This is a genomic window from Massilia jejuensis (genome assembly GCF_042656795.1).
Classification (GTDB): domain Bacteria; phylum Pseudomonadota; class Gammaproteobacteria; order Burkholderiales; family Burkholderiaceae_D; genus Telluria; species Telluria jejuensis.
The window spans coordinates 1-16,777 of sequence record NZ_JBHSMS010000037.1; the positions used below are offsets into that span (position 1 = coordinate 1).

The 16,777-nt window shown below is 64.6% G+C and carries 15 protein-coding genes and 1 pseudogene; 8 read left to right on the top strand and 8 right to left on the bottom strand.

Going from position 1 to position 16,777, the window contains the following annotated elements; genetic code table 11:
- The 3 genes and pseudogenes from ACFPOU_RS11990 to ACFPOU_RS12000 form a co-directional block, all read right to left on the bottom strand.
- A pseudogene (locus ACFPOU_RS11990) lies at positions 1 to 419 on the bottom strand (MFS transporter); the annotation flags it as partial.
- A gap of 83 nt (positions 420 to 502) precedes the next feature.
- A complete protein-coding gene (locus tag ACFPOU_RS11995; RefSeq protein ID WP_379721257.1) occupies positions 503 to 1,489 on the bottom strand; it encodes a fumarylacetoacetate hydrolase family protein in 987 nt (328 codons plus the stop codon).
- Positions 1,490 to 1,583: 94 nt separating this feature from the next.
- Positions 1,584 to 2,282, bottom strand: coding sequence for an SDR family NAD(P)-dependent oxidoreductase (locus ACFPOU_RS12000; protein ID WP_379721260.1), 699 nt, complete (start codon positions 2,280 to 2,282; stop codon positions 1,584 to 1,586).
- 135 nt (positions 2,283 to 2,417) lie between these two features.
- On the opposite strand from ACFPOU_RS12000, the gene ACFPOU_RS12005 reads away from it, so the two are divergent.
- From ACFPOU_RS12005 to ACFPOU_RS12040, 8 genes are all read left to right on the top strand, one after another.
- Entirely contained in the window at positions 2,418 to 2,816 is a 399-nt protein-coding gene (locus ACFPOU_RS12005) for a Zn-ribbon domain-containing OB-fold protein (protein ID WP_379721263.1), read from the top strand.
- Entirely contained in the window at positions 2,813 to 4,006 is a 1,194-nt protein-coding gene (locus tag ACFPOU_RS12010) for a thiolase family protein (protein ID WP_379721266.1), read from the top strand. The genes ACFPOU_RS12005 and ACFPOU_RS12010 overlap by 4 nt, the downstream gene beginning before the upstream one ends.
- Positions 4,007 to 4,129: 123 nt before the next feature.
- Positions 4,130 to 4,918 (top strand): IclR family transcriptional regulator, encoded by a 789-nt coding sequence (locus tag ACFPOU_RS12015; protein WP_379721269.1) that lies wholly within the window; start codon positions 4,130 to 4,132, stop codon positions 4,916 to 4,918.
- 94 nt (positions 4,919 to 5,012) lie between these two features.
- Positions 5,013 to 5,228, top strand: a complete 216-nt coding sequence (locus ACFPOU_RS12020; RefSeq protein WP_379721272.1) for a ferredoxin — start codon at positions 5,013 to 5,015, stop codon at positions 5,226 to 5,228.
- Positions 5,229 to 5,338: 110 nt separating this feature from the next.
- Positions 5,339 to 6,097 carry an SDR family NAD(P)-dependent oxidoreductase gene (locus ACFPOU_RS12025; RefSeq protein ID WP_379721275.1) on the top strand — a complete coding sequence of 253 codons (759 nt, stop codon included), beginning with the start codon at positions 5,339 to 5,341 and terminating at the stop codon, positions 6,095 to 6,097.
- 23 nt (positions 6,098 to 6,120) lie between these two features.
- Positions 6,121 to 7,041, top strand: a complete 921-nt coding sequence (locus tag ACFPOU_RS12030) for a VOC family protein (protein ID WP_379721278.1) — start codon at positions 6,121 to 6,123, stop codon at positions 7,039 to 7,041.
- A 91-nt stretch (positions 7,042 to 7,132) separates the two neighbouring features.
- Positions 7,133 to 7,429: a PAS domain-containing protein gene (locus ACFPOU_RS12035; protein WP_379721281.1), complete on the top strand. Its 297-nt coding sequence runs from the start codon at positions 7,133 to 7,135 to the stop codon at positions 7,427 to 7,429.
- The gene (locus tag ACFPOU_RS12040; RefSeq protein WP_379721284.1) at positions 7,426 to 9,510 is read left to right on the top strand and encodes an ATP-binding protein; all 2,085 of its coding nucleotides are present in this window, start codon (positions 7,426 to 7,428) and stop codon (positions 9,508 to 9,510) included. The genes ACFPOU_RS12035 and ACFPOU_RS12040 overlap by 4 nt, the downstream gene beginning before the upstream one ends.
- A 4-nt stretch (positions 9,511 to 9,514) precedes the next feature.
- On the opposite strand, the gene ACFPOU_RS12045 is transcribed toward ACFPOU_RS12040, so the two are convergent.
- The 5 genes from ACFPOU_RS12045 to ACFPOU_RS12065 all read right to left on the bottom strand — a co-directional run.
- The gene (locus ACFPOU_RS12045; protein WP_379721288.1) at positions 9,515 to 10,462 is read right to left on the bottom strand and encodes an electron transfer flavoprotein subunit alpha/FixB family protein; all 948 of its coding nucleotides are present in this window, start codon (positions 10,460 to 10,462) and stop codon (positions 9,515 to 9,517) included.
- A 12-nt stretch (positions 10,463 to 10,474) separates the two neighbouring features.
- Positions 10,475 to 11,224 carry an electron transfer flavoprotein subunit beta/FixA family protein gene (locus ACFPOU_RS12050; RefSeq protein ID WP_379721291.1) on the bottom strand — a complete coding sequence of 250 codons (750 nt, stop codon included), beginning with the start codon at positions 11,222 to 11,224 and terminating at the stop codon, positions 10,475 to 10,477.
- A gap of 10 nt (positions 11,225 to 11,234) precedes the next feature.
- The gene (locus tag ACFPOU_RS12055) at positions 11,235 to 14,786 is read right to left on the bottom strand and encodes an indolepyruvate ferredoxin oxidoreductase family protein (protein ID WP_379721294.1); all 3,552 of its coding nucleotides are present in this window, start codon (positions 14,784 to 14,786) and stop codon (positions 11,235 to 11,237) included.
- 108 nt (positions 14,787 to 14,894) lie between these two features.
- Positions 14,895 to 16,019 carry an acyl-CoA dehydrogenase family protein gene (locus ACFPOU_RS12060; protein WP_379721297.1) on the bottom strand — a complete coding sequence of 375 codons (1,125 nt, stop codon included), beginning with the start codon at positions 16,017 to 16,019 and terminating at the stop codon, positions 14,895 to 14,897.
- 29 nt (positions 16,020 to 16,048) lie between these two features.
- A partial coding sequence (locus ACFPOU_RS12065) for a crotonase/enoyl-CoA hydratase family protein (RefSeq protein ID WP_379721300.1) occupies positions 16,049 to 16,777 on the bottom strand: 729 nt, incomplete at its 5' end.

Consider the following 16,777-nt stretch of genomic DNA (forward strand, 5'->3'; position numbering starts at 1 on the left):
CAGAGCGCGAGCAGCTGGGTCCAGGTGACGGCAAGCGCGCCCATGCCGACGATCGGCAGCAGGAAAAAGGCCGCATACAGGGTCCAGACCGAACCGCCGATTTGCGTGGTGGCCAGGTAGCCGAGCGCCATCGTCAGCAGCGACACCACCGTGACGCGCTTGATCCCGTAGCGAAGGTTGAGCCAGCCGACCAGCTGCAGGCCGATCACGGCGCCGCCGAACAGGAAGCTGATCGCAGCCTGCAAGGCTGGGCGGTCCCAGCCGAACTGGGCCTGCAGCGGAATCACCAGCACCCCGAAGCCATACAGCAGCGCCGCATTAATGCTGATCATGACGCCGGCGATCGCCAGCAGCAGGACGCGCCAGGCTTGCCTGAATTCGGCGAAGTCGATCGCCGCGCCGTTTGTTGTTCCGACCATGCTTGTCTCCTCAAAGGCCGTTGGAAGCGGCGCCCCTGGCTCTGGCCGCAGGTGGCGCCGTTGAATACCGCAGTCGTGCAGTGTTACAATTTGACGATACGCGAGCGCAGGACCCCGATGCCCTCGACTTCGAGTTCGATCACGTCGTTCGGCTTCAGGTAGCGCGACTGCTCCAGCCCGCAGCCGTTGCCGACCGTGCCGGAACCGAGCACCTCGCCCGGATACAGGGTTTCGGAGCGCGAGATATGCGCGATCAGGTCGTCGAACTGCCAGCGCATGTCGCGTGTGCTTCCCCTGCCCCATTCCTCGCCGTTGACGCGGGCGATCATGGCCAGGTCGTACGGGTCGGGCAGTTCGTCCGCCGTCACCAGGCAGGGACCCATCACGTTGCCGGTGTCGAAGTCCTTGCTCTTGGCGGGTCCGAGCATGCCCGCCATCTCGAGCGCCTGGGTGTCGCGCGCGCTCATGTCGTTGAAGATGGTGTAGCCGACAATATGCTCGCGCGCCTTCTCGCGTGGGACGTCCTTCGCCTTGCGCCCGATATAGCAGGCGAATTCGAGCTCGAAGTCCATCGCGCGGCTATAGGCGGGCCAGACCACGTCCTCGTCCGGACCGATGACGGCGAAGCGGTTGCACTTGTAGTAGATCGGCTGGCGGTTGAAGGTGGCCAGCACGCGCTCGTCGGCGCGCGTGTTCATCTGCGCCAGCGCTTCCTCGGGATTCGGCAGGTGCGCCACGCGTGCGCGGCGGGCGGCGGCGAAGCTTTGTTTCAGGTGCAGCTCGAAGCAGGAGCAGTCGCGCATTTGCGGCGGTGGCTGGATCGGCGCGCACAATTGAACGGTGGCGCGTTCGATGACCGACGCCGACGGGGCGCGCGCCACCATGCGGCGCGCTTCCTCCAGGGCTTCGTCCCCGGCCTCGACCAGCGCCAGGATGCTGGTGAAAGCCGGCCAGCGACCGAGGCCGGCGTCCTGCGCGGCGCTGGCCAGGTCGACGATGGCGCTGTCGGCCTCGATCAGGGCGCCCGGGCGCATCGCGCCGCGTTCGTCACGGTAGGTTACGAGTCTCATGCTTCATGTCTCCGTTGCGGGGCGCATCCCTTCGTTACGGTTGCACCCTCTTCTGGATGGATCGGGCGCCCGTTTGTCGGGCGCGCAGTGGCGACTACACCCGGCCGTTCACTGGAATGCAGGCGCCAGTCAGTGCCGCGGCCTCGTCGGACAGCAGGAATGCGATCACCGCGGCCAGCTGGGCTGGGGCGACCCAGCGGCTGGCGTCGGCATCCGGCATGTCGCCGCGGTTGGCGGGGGTATCGATAATGCTCGGCAGGACCGCGTTGACGGTAATGCCGCGATCTTTCAGTTCTTCGGCCAGGGCTTCGGTGAGGCGCGCCACGCCCGCCTTCGATGCGGCATAGGCGCCCATGCCCAGGCCGGCCTTGCCGGCGGCGGCGGCGCCGACGTTGACGATGCGCCCTGCGCCGCGTGCCAGCAGGTGGGGCAGCGCCGCGCGGCAGCTGGCCACCGCGGTGCGGACATTGGTCTCGTACATGCGGTCCCAGGAGGCCAGGGCGCCGCCTTCGAGCGTTTCCCAGATAAAACCGCCGGCGACGTTGACGACGCCGTCCACGCCACCCAGCAGTTCGCGCACTTGGGTGTAGGCCGCCTGGCAGGCCGTTTCGTCACCGAGCTCGACGCCGCCGAGCGCCAGCGCCACCTGCGGCAAGCCGGACGATGGTGCGGCGGCGCGGTCGAGCAGCACGACGCGCGCGCCCTCCTCGCCCAGGCGTTCTGCCACGGCGCGTCCGACGATGCCAAAGCCGCCGGTGACGACGATGATGCGGGAATCGAGTCTTGCGGTCATGGCGGGCTTTCTTGTGTAAATCGGTTAAAACCGGGACAACTTGGGAAAACTTTAAACATATTTTCAATTTCTGTCTACATAGTTGTAAAATCTTCGTACCGACAGACCATGGCAAGCCCCCTCGAAAGGCCCGGCATGACACGAAAACTTCCCGCCCTGACCCCGGACAACCGTGCCTTCTGGCAGAGTGGCGCCGACGGCGAACTGCGCATGCACCACTGCGCCGCCTGCACGCAATTCTTCCATCCGCCGGCGCCGCTCTGTCCGCGCTGCCTCAGCGAGGACGTCGCGCCGAAAGCTGTGTCCGGCGCCGGCAAGGTCGTCACCTATACGGTCAACCACCAACCCTGGCGCACCGACCTGAAGGAAGCCTATGTGGTCGCGATCGTCGAACTGGCCGAGCAGCCCGGCCTGCGCTTCGTCACGAATATCGTCGGCATGCCGCCTGGCGAGGTCAGCATCGACATGCCGGTACGCGTGCGCTTCGAGCAGGTCGAGGACGTCTGGCTCCCCCTCTTTGAAAAGGCTGCATGATGTTCGATCGCCTCTACGAAAAAGACGTGGCCATCAGCGGCATCGGCCAATCCGAAGTGGGCCGGCCCTCGAACAAATCGGCCATGCGCCTGACGCTCGACGCCTGCCTGGAAGCCATCGCGGACGCCGGCCTCACGCGCGACGACATCGACGGCGTGTCGTGCTGGCCGGGCGACAATAACAACGGCGACGCCTTTTCGCCAGTCGGCCCGAACGCGCTGATCGGCACCCTGGGGCTGAAGGTCAACTGGTATGGCGGCGGCTACGAAGGCCCCGGGCCGCTCGCGGGCGTGATCAATGGCGCGATGGCGATCGCCGCCGGCCTGTGCCGCCACGTACTGGTGTTCCGCACGATTACCGAGGCGACGCGGCGCCAGACCGACAAGGGCGCCAGCGCACTGACCAACAAGACGGTCGGGCGCGACACCAGCGCCGCCTGGCAATGGTACACGCCCTTCAACGTCCTTTCCGGCGTGAACCTGATGGCGATGTACGCCCAGCGCCACTTCCACGACTACGGCACCACCCCGGAGCAGCTGGCCCAAATCGCCCTTACCTGCCGCGCGAACGCGGCGCTCAATCCGAAGGCGATCTACCGCACGCCGTTGAACATGGACGACTACATGGCCTCGCGCATGATCTCGACGCCGCTGCGCATGCTCGACTGCGACGTCCACTGCGACGCCTCGACCGCGATCATCCTTTCGCGCGTCGATGCCGCCAAGGATGGCCCGAACCCGCCGGTCCGGATTGATGCCATCGGTGCGGCGCTGCACCAGCCCTGGTCCTGGGACCAGCTCGACCTCACGGCCATGGCCACGCGCGACTGCGGCGACATGATGTGGGCGCGCACCGATATCAAGCCTGCGGAAGTGGGCAATGCCCAGCTGTACGACGGCTTTTCGATCCTGACGATGATGTGGCTGGAAGGCTTGCGCCTGTGCCCGCGCGGCGAGAGCGGTCCCTTCGTCGAGGGCGGGCGGCGCATTTCGCTGGCGGGGGAACTGCCGGTCAATACCAACGGCGGCCAGCTCTCCGGCGGGCGCACGCACGGCCTGGGCTATGTCCATGAGGCCTGCAGCCAGCTCTGGGGCCGTGCCGGAGCGCGCCAGGTCGCGCCGCACCAGGTATCGGTGGTGGCCTCCGGCGGCGGTCCGCTGGGCGGGAGTTTGCTGCTAGTACGCGACTGAATCCGCGTTGCCCTACCATTTCGAACAGTTGCCCTTGCCCGCGAACGATTCTGATATTAGAATGGTATTTTAAATATCGACTCGGTCGCGCTTCGCCGCTCCCGTCGTCCACTGGAGCGCCGCATGGCTATCAATACACACAGCGAAGAGCGCGCGGAGCTGGCCACCGGGGTGATCGTCAAGCCGGTCGTGAATGCGATCCGCATCCTGCGCTTCCTGACCACTTCCGGCTCGCCCGAGCGCGCCGCCGACATCGCGCGCGAGCTCGCGCTCAATCCCAGCACCTGCTTCAATACCCTGCGCACCCTGGTCGCCGAGGAAATGCTCGACTTCGATCCGCTCTCGAAGACCTATTCCACGGGCCTGGGCCTGGCCAAGCTGGTCGAGCACCTGGTGACGCAGGGCCAGCGGCTCGAGGTGGTGCGTCCGCTGATGCAGGAATTCGCGGCCGCCCACCACGTCACGGTGACTTTGTGGCGCCGCATGGGCAACGAGCGGATCGTGCTGGTCAGTTCTGAAACAAGCCCGGGCGACCTGCGCATCGACATGGCAATCGGACAACGCCTGCCGATGCTGATGGGCGCAAGCGGACGGCTGTTTGCGGCACACCTGGAACTCGACGAGGCGCGCCTGCGCGCCGCTTTCGACAAGATACGCTGGCCCCGTCCCTTGCGCTTCGAGGAATACCGCCAGCAGGTGGCCGATGCGCGGATCAAGGGCTGGGCTGTCGACGACGGCTATTTTTCGCCCGGCATCCTGGCAGTGGCGGCGCCCGTCGCCGACCGCAGCGGGGCCATCGCCTATGCAGTCTCCGCAGTAACTTTCCGGGGACAGCATGGCAGCGACGAGATCGACAAGCTCGGCGCGGCCCTGCGCAAGGCTGCCGGCAAGATCGGAAACATCCTGTTTTAAACGACACCCCTCACAAAACGTGACAGATTTTCGATTTGTGTGCATAATCGTCTCACAGACCCCCGCGGTCGGATAATTATTAAAGAGACGAATCATGAGCGACCAACTTCTTCACCGCGTCATCATCGAGCGCAGCAAGTGCTGCGGTTACGGCCTCTGCGCCGCCATCTGCCCTGAAGTCTACAAGCTCGACGCCGGCGGCATTGTCTACGTCGACAGCGACATCGTCCCTGACGAGCTGCTGGAGTCGGCGCGCGAAGGCGCAGCCGCCTGCCCGGCCGAGGCCATCGCGGTCCAGGCTCCGGCCTGAACTTCCCATCCTGGCGGTTCGCGCCAGGTGTGCGGTCGCTGTGCAGCCGCCCGCAGGCGGCGCAGGGCGACCTCGCGCACGGCCGGATCCCTCATCTGCGGGGATAGCACATGAACAGATTAGCTGGAAAAGTCGTCCTGATCACCGGTACAGGTGGCGGCCAGGGCCGGGTTGCGGCCTTGTACTTCGCACGCGAAGGCGCCACTGTTGCCGGCTGCGACGTCGATCGCGCCGCCCATGAAGAAACCGCGCGTTTGATGGCGGCCGAGGGCTACACGCTGCACGGCTCGGCGCCCGTCGACCTCGGCGACCATGAACAGGCCAGGCGCTGGGTCGATTCGGCGGCGGAGGAACTCGGCCGCATCGACATCCTGTACAACAACGCCTCTGCGGCGAAATTCGGCGGTGTGGGCGAGATGTCGGTCGAGGACTGGCATTACACGATCCGTAACGAACTCGACCTCGTCTTCTTCGCCACCAAATACGCCTGGCGCCACTTGTCGGTACGCGGCGGCGTGGTCATCAATATCGCCTCGACGGCGGCCTGGGGCGGCTCCAAGGCGGCCGGCATCAGCGCGCACAGCGCGGCCAAGGGCGCGGTCGTCTCGTTTACCCGGCAGGTGGCGGTCGAGGGCGCCCCGCTGGGCATCCGCGCGGTCAGCATCAGCCCTGGCTTCGTCAAAACGCCGGGCACCGCCGCCTTCGTCGAGAATCCCGTGACGCGCCGCATCATCCTCGACGGTGTGCTGCAGGACCGCCCGGGCGAACCGGAAGAAGTCGTGTCGCTTGCACTGTATGTCGCATCCGACGAAGCGCGCTTCATGACCGGCTCCGACCTGGTGGTCGACGGCGGCCTGCTCGCGATCTAAGTAACGCTCAAACAGGAGAATCAATGGACATCATCGGCATCGGCTACCTCGGCTTCGAAACCGCCAACCTGGATGCGTGGCGCGACTACGGCCCGCAAGTGATGGGCTTCCAAGTTGCCCCATCGCCGGAAAGCGATTCGGATTCGCTGTACTTCAAAATGGACGACCGGCGCCACCGGCTCGCCTTCCACCCAGGGAAAATCGACCGGATCGCCTACATTGGCTGGGAAGCGAAAGGCAAGCTGGAGTTCCAGGCGGCCGTCGAGCGCTTCCGCGAGCATGGTGTCGAAGTCAGCGTCGCAGACCAGTCCCTGTGCGAGCGCCGCGGCGTCAAGGAGCTGGTGCGCTTTCGCGACCCGGTGGGCTACCAGCACGAGCTGTTCTATGCCCAGAAATGGATGCCACGCTCCTTCCAGCCGGGACGTCCCCACGGCGGCTTTACCTGCGGCGAGCGCGGCGTCGGCCACGTGGTCCTGATCACACCCGAGTACACGCCGGAGCTGGAGCATTTCCTCACCAATATCATGGGCATGCGCTACTACGGCGCCGGCGCCGGCAAGGGAAAAACTGGGTTCTTCCGCTCCAAGCTGAATACCCACACCAGCCACGACATCGCCTACGGTTTCGGGCCCGGCAAGGCTGGCGTCCAGCACGTCGGCATCACCGTCAATTCGGTGCGCGACGTCGGCGAGACTTATGACCTGGTACGCAAAAAAGGGCTGCAGATGATGATGACCCTGGGCCAGCACACGCAGGACCCGCACATGTCCTTCTATCACTTCACGCCATCGGGCTTCGCGATCGAATGCATCGTCGAGCTCGAGCCCTGGCACGACGACGGCTATGAACTCAATCCGGAGAAGCTGTCGACCTGGGGACATGAGCTGGTCGGCCCGATCCTGGGCTCGAGCGTGCGTTCGCCCGAGGAAGTTTTTGATCGCTGAATGCATCCGGGCGAAACCGCAGCGCCTGTTGCGACATCGCCCGGACGCAAAACCTATTACACTTGAGGCAAATTTTTGCCATAGGTGTTGAATGGAAGGCCAATCGAATGAGCAACCAGTCCAGTTGAGCGACGCGCAAACTATCCTGGACAGTATTACCGACGCGTTTTTCAGTCTTAATACGGACTGGCAGTTTTCTTATGTCAATCGCCAGACTGTAAAGACGCTGGAGTGCGAACGGGCCGACTTGCTGGGTAAAAGCATCTGGGATGTCTATCCAGGCACCGTGGGCAGCGACTTCGAACGAATGTACCGGAAAGCCGCGCAGGAGCAGCTTGCCCTTTCGTCCACTCCTACTATCCGGACCACAAGCGATGGTACGACGTGAATGTTTATCCCGCACCCGCGGGCTTGTCGGTGTACTTCCGCGATATCACAGCCCGCATGCAGGAGGAAGAGCGTCGCAACGCGCTGTTCACCCTGACCGATGTCTTCCGCGACCTGAACACCTCGGAAGACATCCAATACAAAGCTTCGGAAATTCTGGGAAGGACACTGGGTGTCAGCCGCGTAGGCTACGGAACCATCGACCCGGCCGCCGAGACGCTGCATGTTGTCCGGGACTGGAATGCGCCCGGTGTCGAGACACTCGCCGGGACGCTGAAGCTGCGCGACTACGGCTCCTTCATCGATGACCTGAAGGCCGGAAAATTCATCGCCATCGATGAGGTCGACAAGGACAGCCGGACTGCAGACTCGGCAACTGCGTTGAGAGAACGCAGCGCCACAGCCTTCGTCAATGTGCCGGTCATCGAGAAGGACCAACTGGTTGCCGTCATTTTTGTCAATCATGCACAGGTCAAGCACTGGTCGGATGACGAGCTCGCGTTTATCAAGGACGTCGCCGAGCGGACCCGTATCGCCAGCGAACGGGCCCGCAACGCAGCAGAGCTGGACAAAGTCGTCGCCGAATCCGAGCGCCGCCGCCGGCTCCACGAAACTTTCTTGGAAAACACGCCAGACCTGGCCTATGTGTTCGGACTGGACCATCGCTTCGCCTACGCCAACAAGATATTACTGACGATGTGGGGCCGCACCTGGGACGAAGCTATCGGACTGACCTGCCTGGAACTGGGTTACGAACCGTGGCACGCGGAGATGCATGACCGCGAAATCGACCATGTCATAGCAACCAGGCAATCCATTCGTGGCGAAGTGCCATTTAACGGTATCAACGGCCGGCGTATTTACGAGTATATTTTCACGCCCGTACTCGGCATGGACGGCCAGGTCGAAGCCATCGCCGGCACGACGCGCGATGTAACGGAGCGCAAGCAGGCCGAAGAAGTATTGCGCGATGCGAATCTCCGCAAGGATGAGTTCCTGGCGATGCTGGCGCATGAGCTCAGAAATCCGCTGGCGCCCATCGCTGCAGCCGCCCAAGTACTGCAAACGCCTGCCCTCGATGCAAAGCTGGCAAAAAGGACCTCGCAAATCATCAGCCGCCAGGTGAAGCACATGACAGCGCTCGTCAACGACTTGCTTGACGTGTCGAGGGTGACGCGGGGGCTGGTTACGATCACCAAGGAGCCGCTCGACCTGAAGTCGGTCGTGTATGGCGCGGTCGAGCAGGTGCGGCCATTTATCGAAACCCAGCGCCACCACTTGCTGTTCGACCTGGCGGCAGAGAAAGCCTATGTGCTGGGAGATCGGGAGCGCCTGGTGCAAATCATCGCCAATCTGCTGAATAACGCCGCAAAATATACGTCGCCAGGCGGCGAGATTCAATTGAGGCTGGAGGTGAACACGGACACACTGGCGCTGTCGATCGAAGACAACGGTATTGGTATGCCGGCGGAGCTGCAACCGCATGTCTTCGAGCTGTTCACCCAGGCGGAAAGAACAGCGGATCGCACCCAGGGGGGACTGGGAATCGGCTTGGCACTGGTCAAGAACCTGGCCGAGCTTCACGGTGGAACAGTCAGCTGCTTCAGCGAGGGCAAGGACCGGGGAAGCCGGTTCACCTTGCGCCTTCCACGCCATCATGTCGAGAATGGTGCCGCCGCGGAGGGGCCCGGCGACACCCGTCAACCTGCGCCATCAAAACGGCCCTTGCGTATCCTGGTAGTCGACGACAACGAAGACGCGGCACAGATGCTGGCCTTGTATCTCGAAAGCCTGGGTCATCAGGTGTCGATCGAACATTCGTCGCGCGCGGCGATCGCTCGCGCCAGGCTGGAAAAACCCGATGTCTACATACTCGACATCGGGTTGCCCGACATGGACGGTAACGAACTGGCACGCTGCCTGAGACAAGAAGAAACGGCGCACGCCTTGCTCGTTGCGGTAACGGGATACGGCCAGGAGCACGACAGGCTCAAAACAACTGCGGCGGGATTCGACCAGCATCTCGTGAAGCCGGTCGACCTTGCAAAACTAGCGAGTTTGCTGGAACAGCATCGATCATGAAGCGCTATTGGCCGAGCTGCGCGGTCAGCTCGGGAATCACGTCGAACAGGTCGCCTACCAGGCCGTAGTCGGCCACCGAGAAGATCGGCGCTTCCGGATCCTTGTTGATCGCGACGATCGTCTTCGAATCCTTCATGCCGGCCAGGTGCTGGATCGCGCCCGAGATACCGACGGCGATGTACAGCGATGGGGCGACGATCTTGCCGGTCTGGCCGACCTGCCAGTCGTTCGGCACGTAGCCGGCGTCGACTGCCGCGCGCGAAGCGCCCATGGCGGCGCCCAGCTTGTCGGCCAGCGGCTCGAGCAGCTTGAAGTTGTCGCCCGAGCCCATGCCGCGCCCGCCCGAGACGATGATCTTCGCAGCCGTCAGTTCCGGACGGTCCGATTTCGCCAGCTCGCGGCCAACAAAAGCCGACTTGCCGAAGTCGGCAGCGGCCTGGACCGATTCGACGGCGGCCGAACCGCCGGTGGCAGGAGCCGCGTCGAAGCCGGTGCCGCGCACGGTGATGACTTTCACGCTGTCGTTCGACTGCACGGTGGCGATCGCGTTGCCGGCGTAGATCGGACGCTCGAAGGTGTCGGGCGCATCGACCTTGGTGATTTCCGAGATCTGGGCGACGTCCAGCTTGGCGGCCACGCGCGGCAGGATGTTCTTGCCGTAGGCGGTGGCCGGGGACAGGATGTGCGAGTACGAAGCTGCGATGGCCAGGATCTGCTCGGCCACGTTCTCGGCCAGGCCGTCGGCGAAGTAAGGCGCGTCGGCGACCAGCACTTTCGAGACGCCGGCGATTTGCGCGGCGGCTTCGGCGGCGGCGCCGCAGTTGGAACCGGCGACCAGCACGTGGACCTCATTTCCCAACCCTTCGCCGCACTGGGCGGCTGCCGTCACGGTGTGGTGGGTGCTGCCTTTCAGCGAGCCATTGTCGTGTTCAGCGATGACTAATGCGACCATGATGTTTCCTTATTAGATGACTTTGGCTTCGGTGCGCAGCTTGGCGACCAACGTGGCGACGTCCGGGACCTTGATGCCGGCGGAACGCTTGGCCGGCTCGACGACCTTCAGGGTCTTCAGGCGTGGGGTCACATCGACGCCCAGGTCTTCCGGCTTGATCGTTTCCAGCGGCTTCTTCTTGGCCTTCATGATGTTCGGCAGCGTGACGTAGCGCGGCTCGTTCAGGCGCAGGTCGGTGGTGACGATGGCCGGCAGGGTCAGCGAGACCGTTTCCAGGCCGCCGTCGACTTCGCGCGTCACCGTGACTTTGCCGTCTTCCAGCACGACTTTCGAAGCGAAGGTGGCTTGCGGCCAGCCCAGCAGGCTTGCTAACATCTGGCCGGTCTGGTTCGAGTCGTCGTCGATCGCCTGCTTGCCGAGGATGATCAGCTGCGGCTGCTCCTTGTCGGCCAGCGCCTTCATGATCTTGGCCACGCCCAGCGGCTCGGTCTCGCCGTTGGTTTCGACCAGGATGCCGCGGTCGGCGCCGATCGCCATGCCGGTACGCAGGGTTTCCTGGCACTGCGGCACACCGATCGAGACGGCCACGACTTCGGTGACCTTGCCGGCTTCCTTCAAACGGGTCGCTTCTTCGAGCGCGATTTCGTCGAAGGGGTTCATCGACATCTTGACGTTGGCGATATCCACGCCGCTGCCGTCAAGCTTGACGCGGACCTTGACGTTGTAGTCGACCACGCGTTTGACGGGTACCAAGACTTTCATATTTTCTCCTTCAGGCTTTTTGTAATTCGGTGGCAGGCGCAGCGTAGAGCGCCATGAGCAGCGTGCGGGTTTCCTGCGCCGCGTCCATGGCTTTATCCTTCACATGGCCGTAGCCGCGGATTTTCTCCGGCAGGCGCGCCAGCTCGAGCGCGGTATCGCGCCGGTCCGGCGTCAGGCTCTCGCAGAACAAGTCGACGAGCGCGAAATAGTCGCCGACCAGCTGGCGTTCGCGGCGCCGCTCGATCGTCCTGCCGAATGGGTCGGCCAAGGTGCCGCGCAGTCCCTTGAAACGCGCCAGCATCCGGAAGGCCGGCATCATCCATGGGCCGAAGCGCTGCTTGACGAGCTTCCCGTCAGCGTCTCGCTTGGCCAGCAGCGGTGGCGCAAGGTGGAAGTTCAGCGTGTAGTCCTTCCCCGGTTCGCCCTCGAATTGCTTGCGCAGCTCGTCAAGGAAGGCGGGTGCGCTGTGCAGGCGCGCCACCTCGTATTCGTCCTTGTAGGCCATCAGCTTGGCGAGATTGCGCGCAACCGCTTCGGTGAGGGGCAGCCGGCCGTTCCCGCCCATTGCGCTCTCCACGGCGCGCAGGCGGTCTACAGCAAGCCGGTAGCGGCTGGCATAAGCAGGGTTCTGGTAGGCGGACAGTAACTCGACGCGTTGCGCGACCAGGCGGTCGAGCGTGACCGGCATCGCCATCACCACGGCTTTCTCAAGCGGCCGCGCTTCGCCCTTCGGCAGCAGCGTAGGATCATGCGCGGCCAGGCGCCCGGCCTCGAATGCCCCCTGGTTCTTCTCGACCGACACGGCATTGAGTTCGATGGCGCGCAGCAGTGCCGGCCGGCCGAGCGGTATCCAGCCCTTCTGCCATGCGTACCCGAGCAGCAGCGGATTGGCGTAGATGCTGTCGCCGAACAGCCGCAGCGCCAGCGCGTTGGCGTCGATGAATTCGCAGTCTTCGCCAATGGCCGCGCGCAGGTCGCCCTCGGCCGCGGCAGCGGGGAAGGTCCAGTCGGGATTCGACAGGAACGCTGCCGAAGGCACCGAGGCGCTATTGACGACTGCACGCGTGCGGCCACGGCGCACTCTCGACAGCGCATCGCCGGACGCGGCTACCATCGCATCGCAGCCGATCAGCACCGCCGCTTCTCCCATCGGCACCCGTGTCGCGTGAAGCTGGTCGGGGCGCGCGGCGATCTGCACATGGCTGAGCACCGCCCCGCCCTTTTGCGCAAGCCCGGTGATGTCGAGCACCTTGACGCCCTTGTTCTCCAGGTGCGCCGCCATACCCAGCAGTGAGCCGACCGTCACCACGCCGGTGCCGCCCACTCCCGGCACCACGATGCCGCATACGCGGTCGAGTGCCGGCAGCACCGGCTCGGGCGCGAGTTGTGCCGGCGCGCCGGCGGCAGCAAGCTTCGGCCGGCGCAGCTGCGCTCCCTCGGCCGTCACGAAGCTCGGGCAAAAGCCGTTGACGCAGGAGAAATCCTTGTTGCACGAGCTCTGGTTGATCTTGCGCTTGGTGCCCAGCGCCGTCTCGAGCGGCTCGACCGACAGGCAGTTCGACTTGACCGAGCAGTCGCCGCAGCCCTCGCACACGGCAGGGTTGATGAAGGCACGGCGCGCCGGATCCGGGTACTCGCCACGCTTGCGGCGGCGGCGTTTTTCGGTGGCGCAGGTCTGGTCGTAGATAAGGACTGACACGCCCGCCACTTCGCGCAGCTCCAGCTGCAAGGCGTCGAATTGATCGCGGTGATGCACCGTCACGTTTGCGGGCAAGCCAGTCCGGTCCGCGTATTTTTCCGGCTCGTCGCTCACGACGAGCACTCTCGCTGCGCCCTCCCCGACAACCTGCTGCGCGATTTGCGGCACCGTCAGCGTGCCGTCCACCGGCTGGCCGCCGGTCATGGCCACGGCATCGTTGTAGAGGATCTTGTAGGTCACCGTCGCTTTGGCGGCGATGGCGGCGCGGATTGCCAGCAGCCCCGAATGGAAATAAGTGCCGTCGCCGAGGTTGACGAAGACATGCTTGTCGCGCGTGAAATGCATCTGGCCGAGCCAGCTGACGCCCTCGCCGCCCATTTGCGTGACGGTCTCGGTGCGCCGGTCCATCCACAGCGCCATGTAGTGGCAGCCGATGCCGGCTAGCGCACGCGAGCCTTCCGGCACTTTGGTCGAGGTATTGTGCGGGCAGCCCGAGCAGAACCATGGCTTGCGCTCAGCCGTCACGCGCGGGCGGGCCGCTTCGAGCTCCTTGGCGTCGATGATGGCGATGCGCGCCTCGATGGCCGTACACAGGTCCTCGGGCAGTCCGACCCGGCCGAGGCGCCGCGCCAACGCGCGTGCCACCAGCGCCGGCGACAACTCGTAACGGGCAGGCAGCAGCCACTGCCCGCGCGGCTCCGACCACTCGCCACCGGCGCCATCGCGCTCGTCGAACTTGCCATACACGCGCGGCCGCTGCGCGTGCGGCCAGTTGTAGAGCTGTTCCTTGATCGCGTATTCGAGCACCTGGCGCTTCTCCTCGACTACGAGGATTTCCTCCAGTCCGGCGGCGAACTCCTGCACGTCCTGCGCATGCAACGGCCACACGCAGCCGACTTTCAGTATCCGGAGTCCGATGCGCGCGCAGGCGGCGTCGTCGAGGCCCAGGTCCGCCAGCGCCTGGCGCAGGTCGAGGTAGGCCTTGCCGGCGGCAACGATGCCGAAGCGCGCTTGCGGCGCATCCAGCACGATCTTGTTGAGTTTGTTGGCGCGGATGTAGTCGAGCGCCGCATACCACTTGTGGTCGACCAGCCGCGCTTCCTGGTCCAGGGGGGCGTCGGGCCAGCGGATCCCGAGCCCGCCTTCGACCGCCGGCGCGTCAGGGATGACGATCTGCATGGCGCCCGTGTCGATCTCGATCGAGGCCGAGGATTCGACCACGTCGGTCACGCATTTCATCGACACCCAGAGTCCCGCATGGCGGCTCATGGCCCAGCCATGCAAGCCGTAGTCGTGGAATTCCTGCACGCTCGACGGATACAGCACCGGGATCCCGCAGGCGATCAGCAAATGCTCGGACTGGTGCGCGACGGTCGACGACTTGGCCGCATGGTCGTCGCCGACGAGCATCAGCACCCCGCCATGGCGCGAGGTCCCCGCCGAATTCGCGTGCTTGAGGACATCGGCCGAACGGTCGACACCCGGCCCTTTGCCGTACCACATGCCGAACACGCCGTCACGCGTCGCGCTTTCGTACAGGTTCACCTGCTGCGTGCCCCAGACGGCGGTGGCCGCCAGGTCCTCGTTCAGGCCGGGCTGGAACACGACATCGTGACTTTCCAGATGCTTCTTCGCCTTCCACAGGGCCAGGTCGAGGCCGCCAAGGGGTGACCCGCGGTAGCCGGACACATAGCCGCCAGTGTTCAGGCCCGCGCGCACGTCGCGCGCCTTCTGCAGCATCGGCAGTCGCGCCAGCATCTGCACGCCGCTCAAAAAGATGCGGCCCTGGTCGACGGTGTACTTGTCGTCAAGCGTGACGGCGCGCAAGGCGGCGCCCGCGTCGGCGGTGAGCGGCGAATTCATGAGTGATCCCCTGATGATTTTGGTAATAGGCGCTGGCAGGCGCGGCTCTCCGCCCCGGTGCGGGACAGGGAGCAAGCCTGGCTTCGAAACCTGAAGGACGCCGGACTGCTAGAGCGAGCGCGCGATAATCTCTTTCATGATTTCCGAGGTGCCGCCGTAGATCCGCGCGACCCGGGCGTCGACCCAGGCGCGGCTGATCTTGTATTCGCTCATGAAGCCGTAGCCGCCATGCAGCTGGAGCAGCTCGTCGAGGATCCTGCCCTGCATTTCGGATCCGAGCAGCTTGCACATCGCGCCGACTTCGGCCGACAGCTCCCCGCGCATTGCCTTGCCCAGGCAATCGTCGACGAATACCCTGAGCATGGTCGCCTGCGCCTTGCACTCGGCCAGCTTGAACTTCGTGTTCTGGAAATCGAAGACGGTCTTGCCGAAGACCTTGCGCTCGCGGACATATTCCAGCGTGTCTTCCAGCAGCGCTTCGATGCTGGCGGCGGCGCGCAGGCCAATGATGGTGCGCTCCCAGGCCAGCTGGTGGGTCAGGTAGGAGAAGCCCTTGTTCTCCTCGCCCAGCCGGTTTTCGGCGGGCACCCGCACCTCGTCGAAGAACAGCTCCGAGGTATCCTGGCCCTTCAGTCCGATCTTTTCGAGCAGCTTGCCTTTCGAGAAGCCCGCGCGATCAGCCTCGACGCAGATCAGCGTGAGTTCCTTCGCTCCCGGATCGAGCTTGGTCGCCGTGACCATCAGGTCGGCATTGCCGCCGTTGGTAATGAAAGTCTTCTGGCCGTTGACCACATACTCGTCGCCGTCGCGCCGGGCGCTGGTGCGCATCGAACGCAAGTCCGAGCCGATGCCCGGTTCGCTCATCGCGATCACGCCGATCATCTCGCCGCTGACCATCCTCGGGAGCCATTTGCGCTTCTGCTCTTCGCTGCCATAGGCGACGATATAGGGCGTGACGATTTCCGAATGGGTGGTGAAACCGATCGCCGTGGCGTTCACCCGCGCCAGTTCCTCGATCATCACCGCCGAGTGGCCGAAGTCGCCGCCGGCGCCGCCGTACTCTTCGGGGACGGTGGAGCACAGCAGGCCGACCTCGCCTGCTTTTTTCCATACCGACTTCGGCACGATGCCGGCGTGCTCCCATTCGGCCAGGTGCGGCACGATTTCGTTTTCGATGAACCGTCGGGCCATCTCGCGGAACATGTGATGGTCTTCCCGGAATACGCTGCGCATGCTTGTCTCTCCTGATGTTTTCGCGGGATCTAACGTCCCTGGTACTGCGGTTCGCGCTTGCCGAGGAAGGCCGATACCGCCTCGGCGTGGTCTTCGGTGTGGTGGGCCAGCGCCTGGTAGGCGGCCGACATCTCCAGCAGCGAATCGAGCCGCATGTGCTGGCCTTCGCGCAGCAGGCGCTTGGTCAGGCGCAGCCCGTGCGAAGGATTGGCCGCCATGCGCCGTGCGATCGCCAGCGCCGCCTCGAGCACGCCGGCGGCCGGCACCACTTCGGTGACCAGGCCCCAGGCCAGCGCGGTCTGCGCATCGATGGCGTCCCCGGTGAGCGCCATCAGGCTGGCCTTCGGCATGCCGACGACCCGCGGCAGCAGCCAGGCGCCGCCGTCACCGGGCACGATGCCGAGCTTGACGAAGCTCTCGGCAAATTTGGCCGTATCGGCCGACACCCGCACGTCGCACATGCAGGCCAGGTCGAGCCCAGCGCCAATGGCCGGGCCATTCAGGGCGGCGATCACGGGTACATCGAGGCTGTAGAGGCACAGCGGAATACGCTGGATGCCGTTGCGGTAGCTCTCGCTTACTTCATAGGGTGAGCCGGCAAAGATGCCTCCTCGCTCGGCCATGTCCTTGACGTTGCCGCCGGCGCAGAACGCCGGGCCGTTCCCGGTCAGGACCACGACCTTGATGCCGCGGTCCGCACGCACCATGGCGCACATGTCGACGAATTCCTGCATCTGCGACGGCAGGCTCAGGGCATT

What these genes read in the sequence shown, in the direction of transcription:
- ACFPOU_RS11995 (WP_379721257.1), bottom strand. Translation starts at nt 1,489, where the DNA reads ATGAGACTCGTAACCTACCGTGACGAACGCGGCGCGATGCGCCCGGGC.
- ACFPOU_RS12000 (WP_379721260.1), bottom strand. Translation starts at nt 2,282, where the DNA reads ATGACCGCAAGACTCGATTCCCGCATCATCGTCGTCACCGGCGGCTTT.
- ACFPOU_RS12005 (WP_379721263.1), top strand. Translation starts at nt 2,418, where the DNA reads ATGACACGAAAACTTCCCGCCCTGACCCCGGACAACCGTGCCTTCTGG.
- ACFPOU_RS12010 (WP_379721266.1), top strand. Translation starts at nt 2,813, where the DNA reads ATGATGTTCGATCGCCTCTACGAAAAAGACGTGGCCATCAGCGGCATC.
- ACFPOU_RS12015 (WP_379721269.1), top strand. Translation starts at nt 4,130, where the DNA reads ATGGCTATCAATACACACAGCGAAGAGCGCGCGGAGCTGGCCACCGGG.
- ACFPOU_RS12020 (WP_379721272.1), top strand. Translation starts at nt 5,013, where the DNA reads ATGAGCGACCAACTTCTTCACCGCGTCATCATCGAGCGCAGCAAGTGC.
- ACFPOU_RS12025 (WP_379721275.1), top strand. Translation starts at nt 5,339, where the DNA reads ATGAACAGATTAGCTGGAAAAGTCGTCCTGATCACCGGTACAGGTGGC.
- ACFPOU_RS12030 (WP_379721278.1), top strand. Translation starts at nt 6,121, where the DNA reads ATGGACATCATCGGCATCGGCTACCTCGGCTTCGAAACCGCCAACCTG.
- ACFPOU_RS12035 (WP_379721281.1), top strand. Translation starts at nt 7,133, where the DNA reads ATGGAAGGCCAATCGAATGAGCAACCAGTCCAGTTGAGCGACGCGCAA.
- ACFPOU_RS12045 (WP_379721288.1), bottom strand. Translation starts at nt 10,462, where the DNA reads ATGGTCGCATTAGTCATCGCTGAACACGACAATGGCTCGCTGAAAGGC.
- ACFPOU_RS12050 (WP_379721291.1), bottom strand. Translation starts at nt 11,224, where the DNA reads ATGAAAGTCTTGGTACCCGTCAAACGCGTGGTCGACTACAACGTCAAG.
- ACFPOU_RS12055 (WP_379721294.1), bottom strand. Translation starts at nt 14,786, where the DNA reads ATGAATTCGCCGCTCACCGCCGACGCGGGCGCCGCCTTGCGCGCCGTC.
- ACFPOU_RS12060 (WP_379721297.1), bottom strand. Translation starts at nt 16,019, where the DNA reads ATGCGCAGCGTATTCCGGGAAGACCATCACATGTTCCGCGAGATGGCC.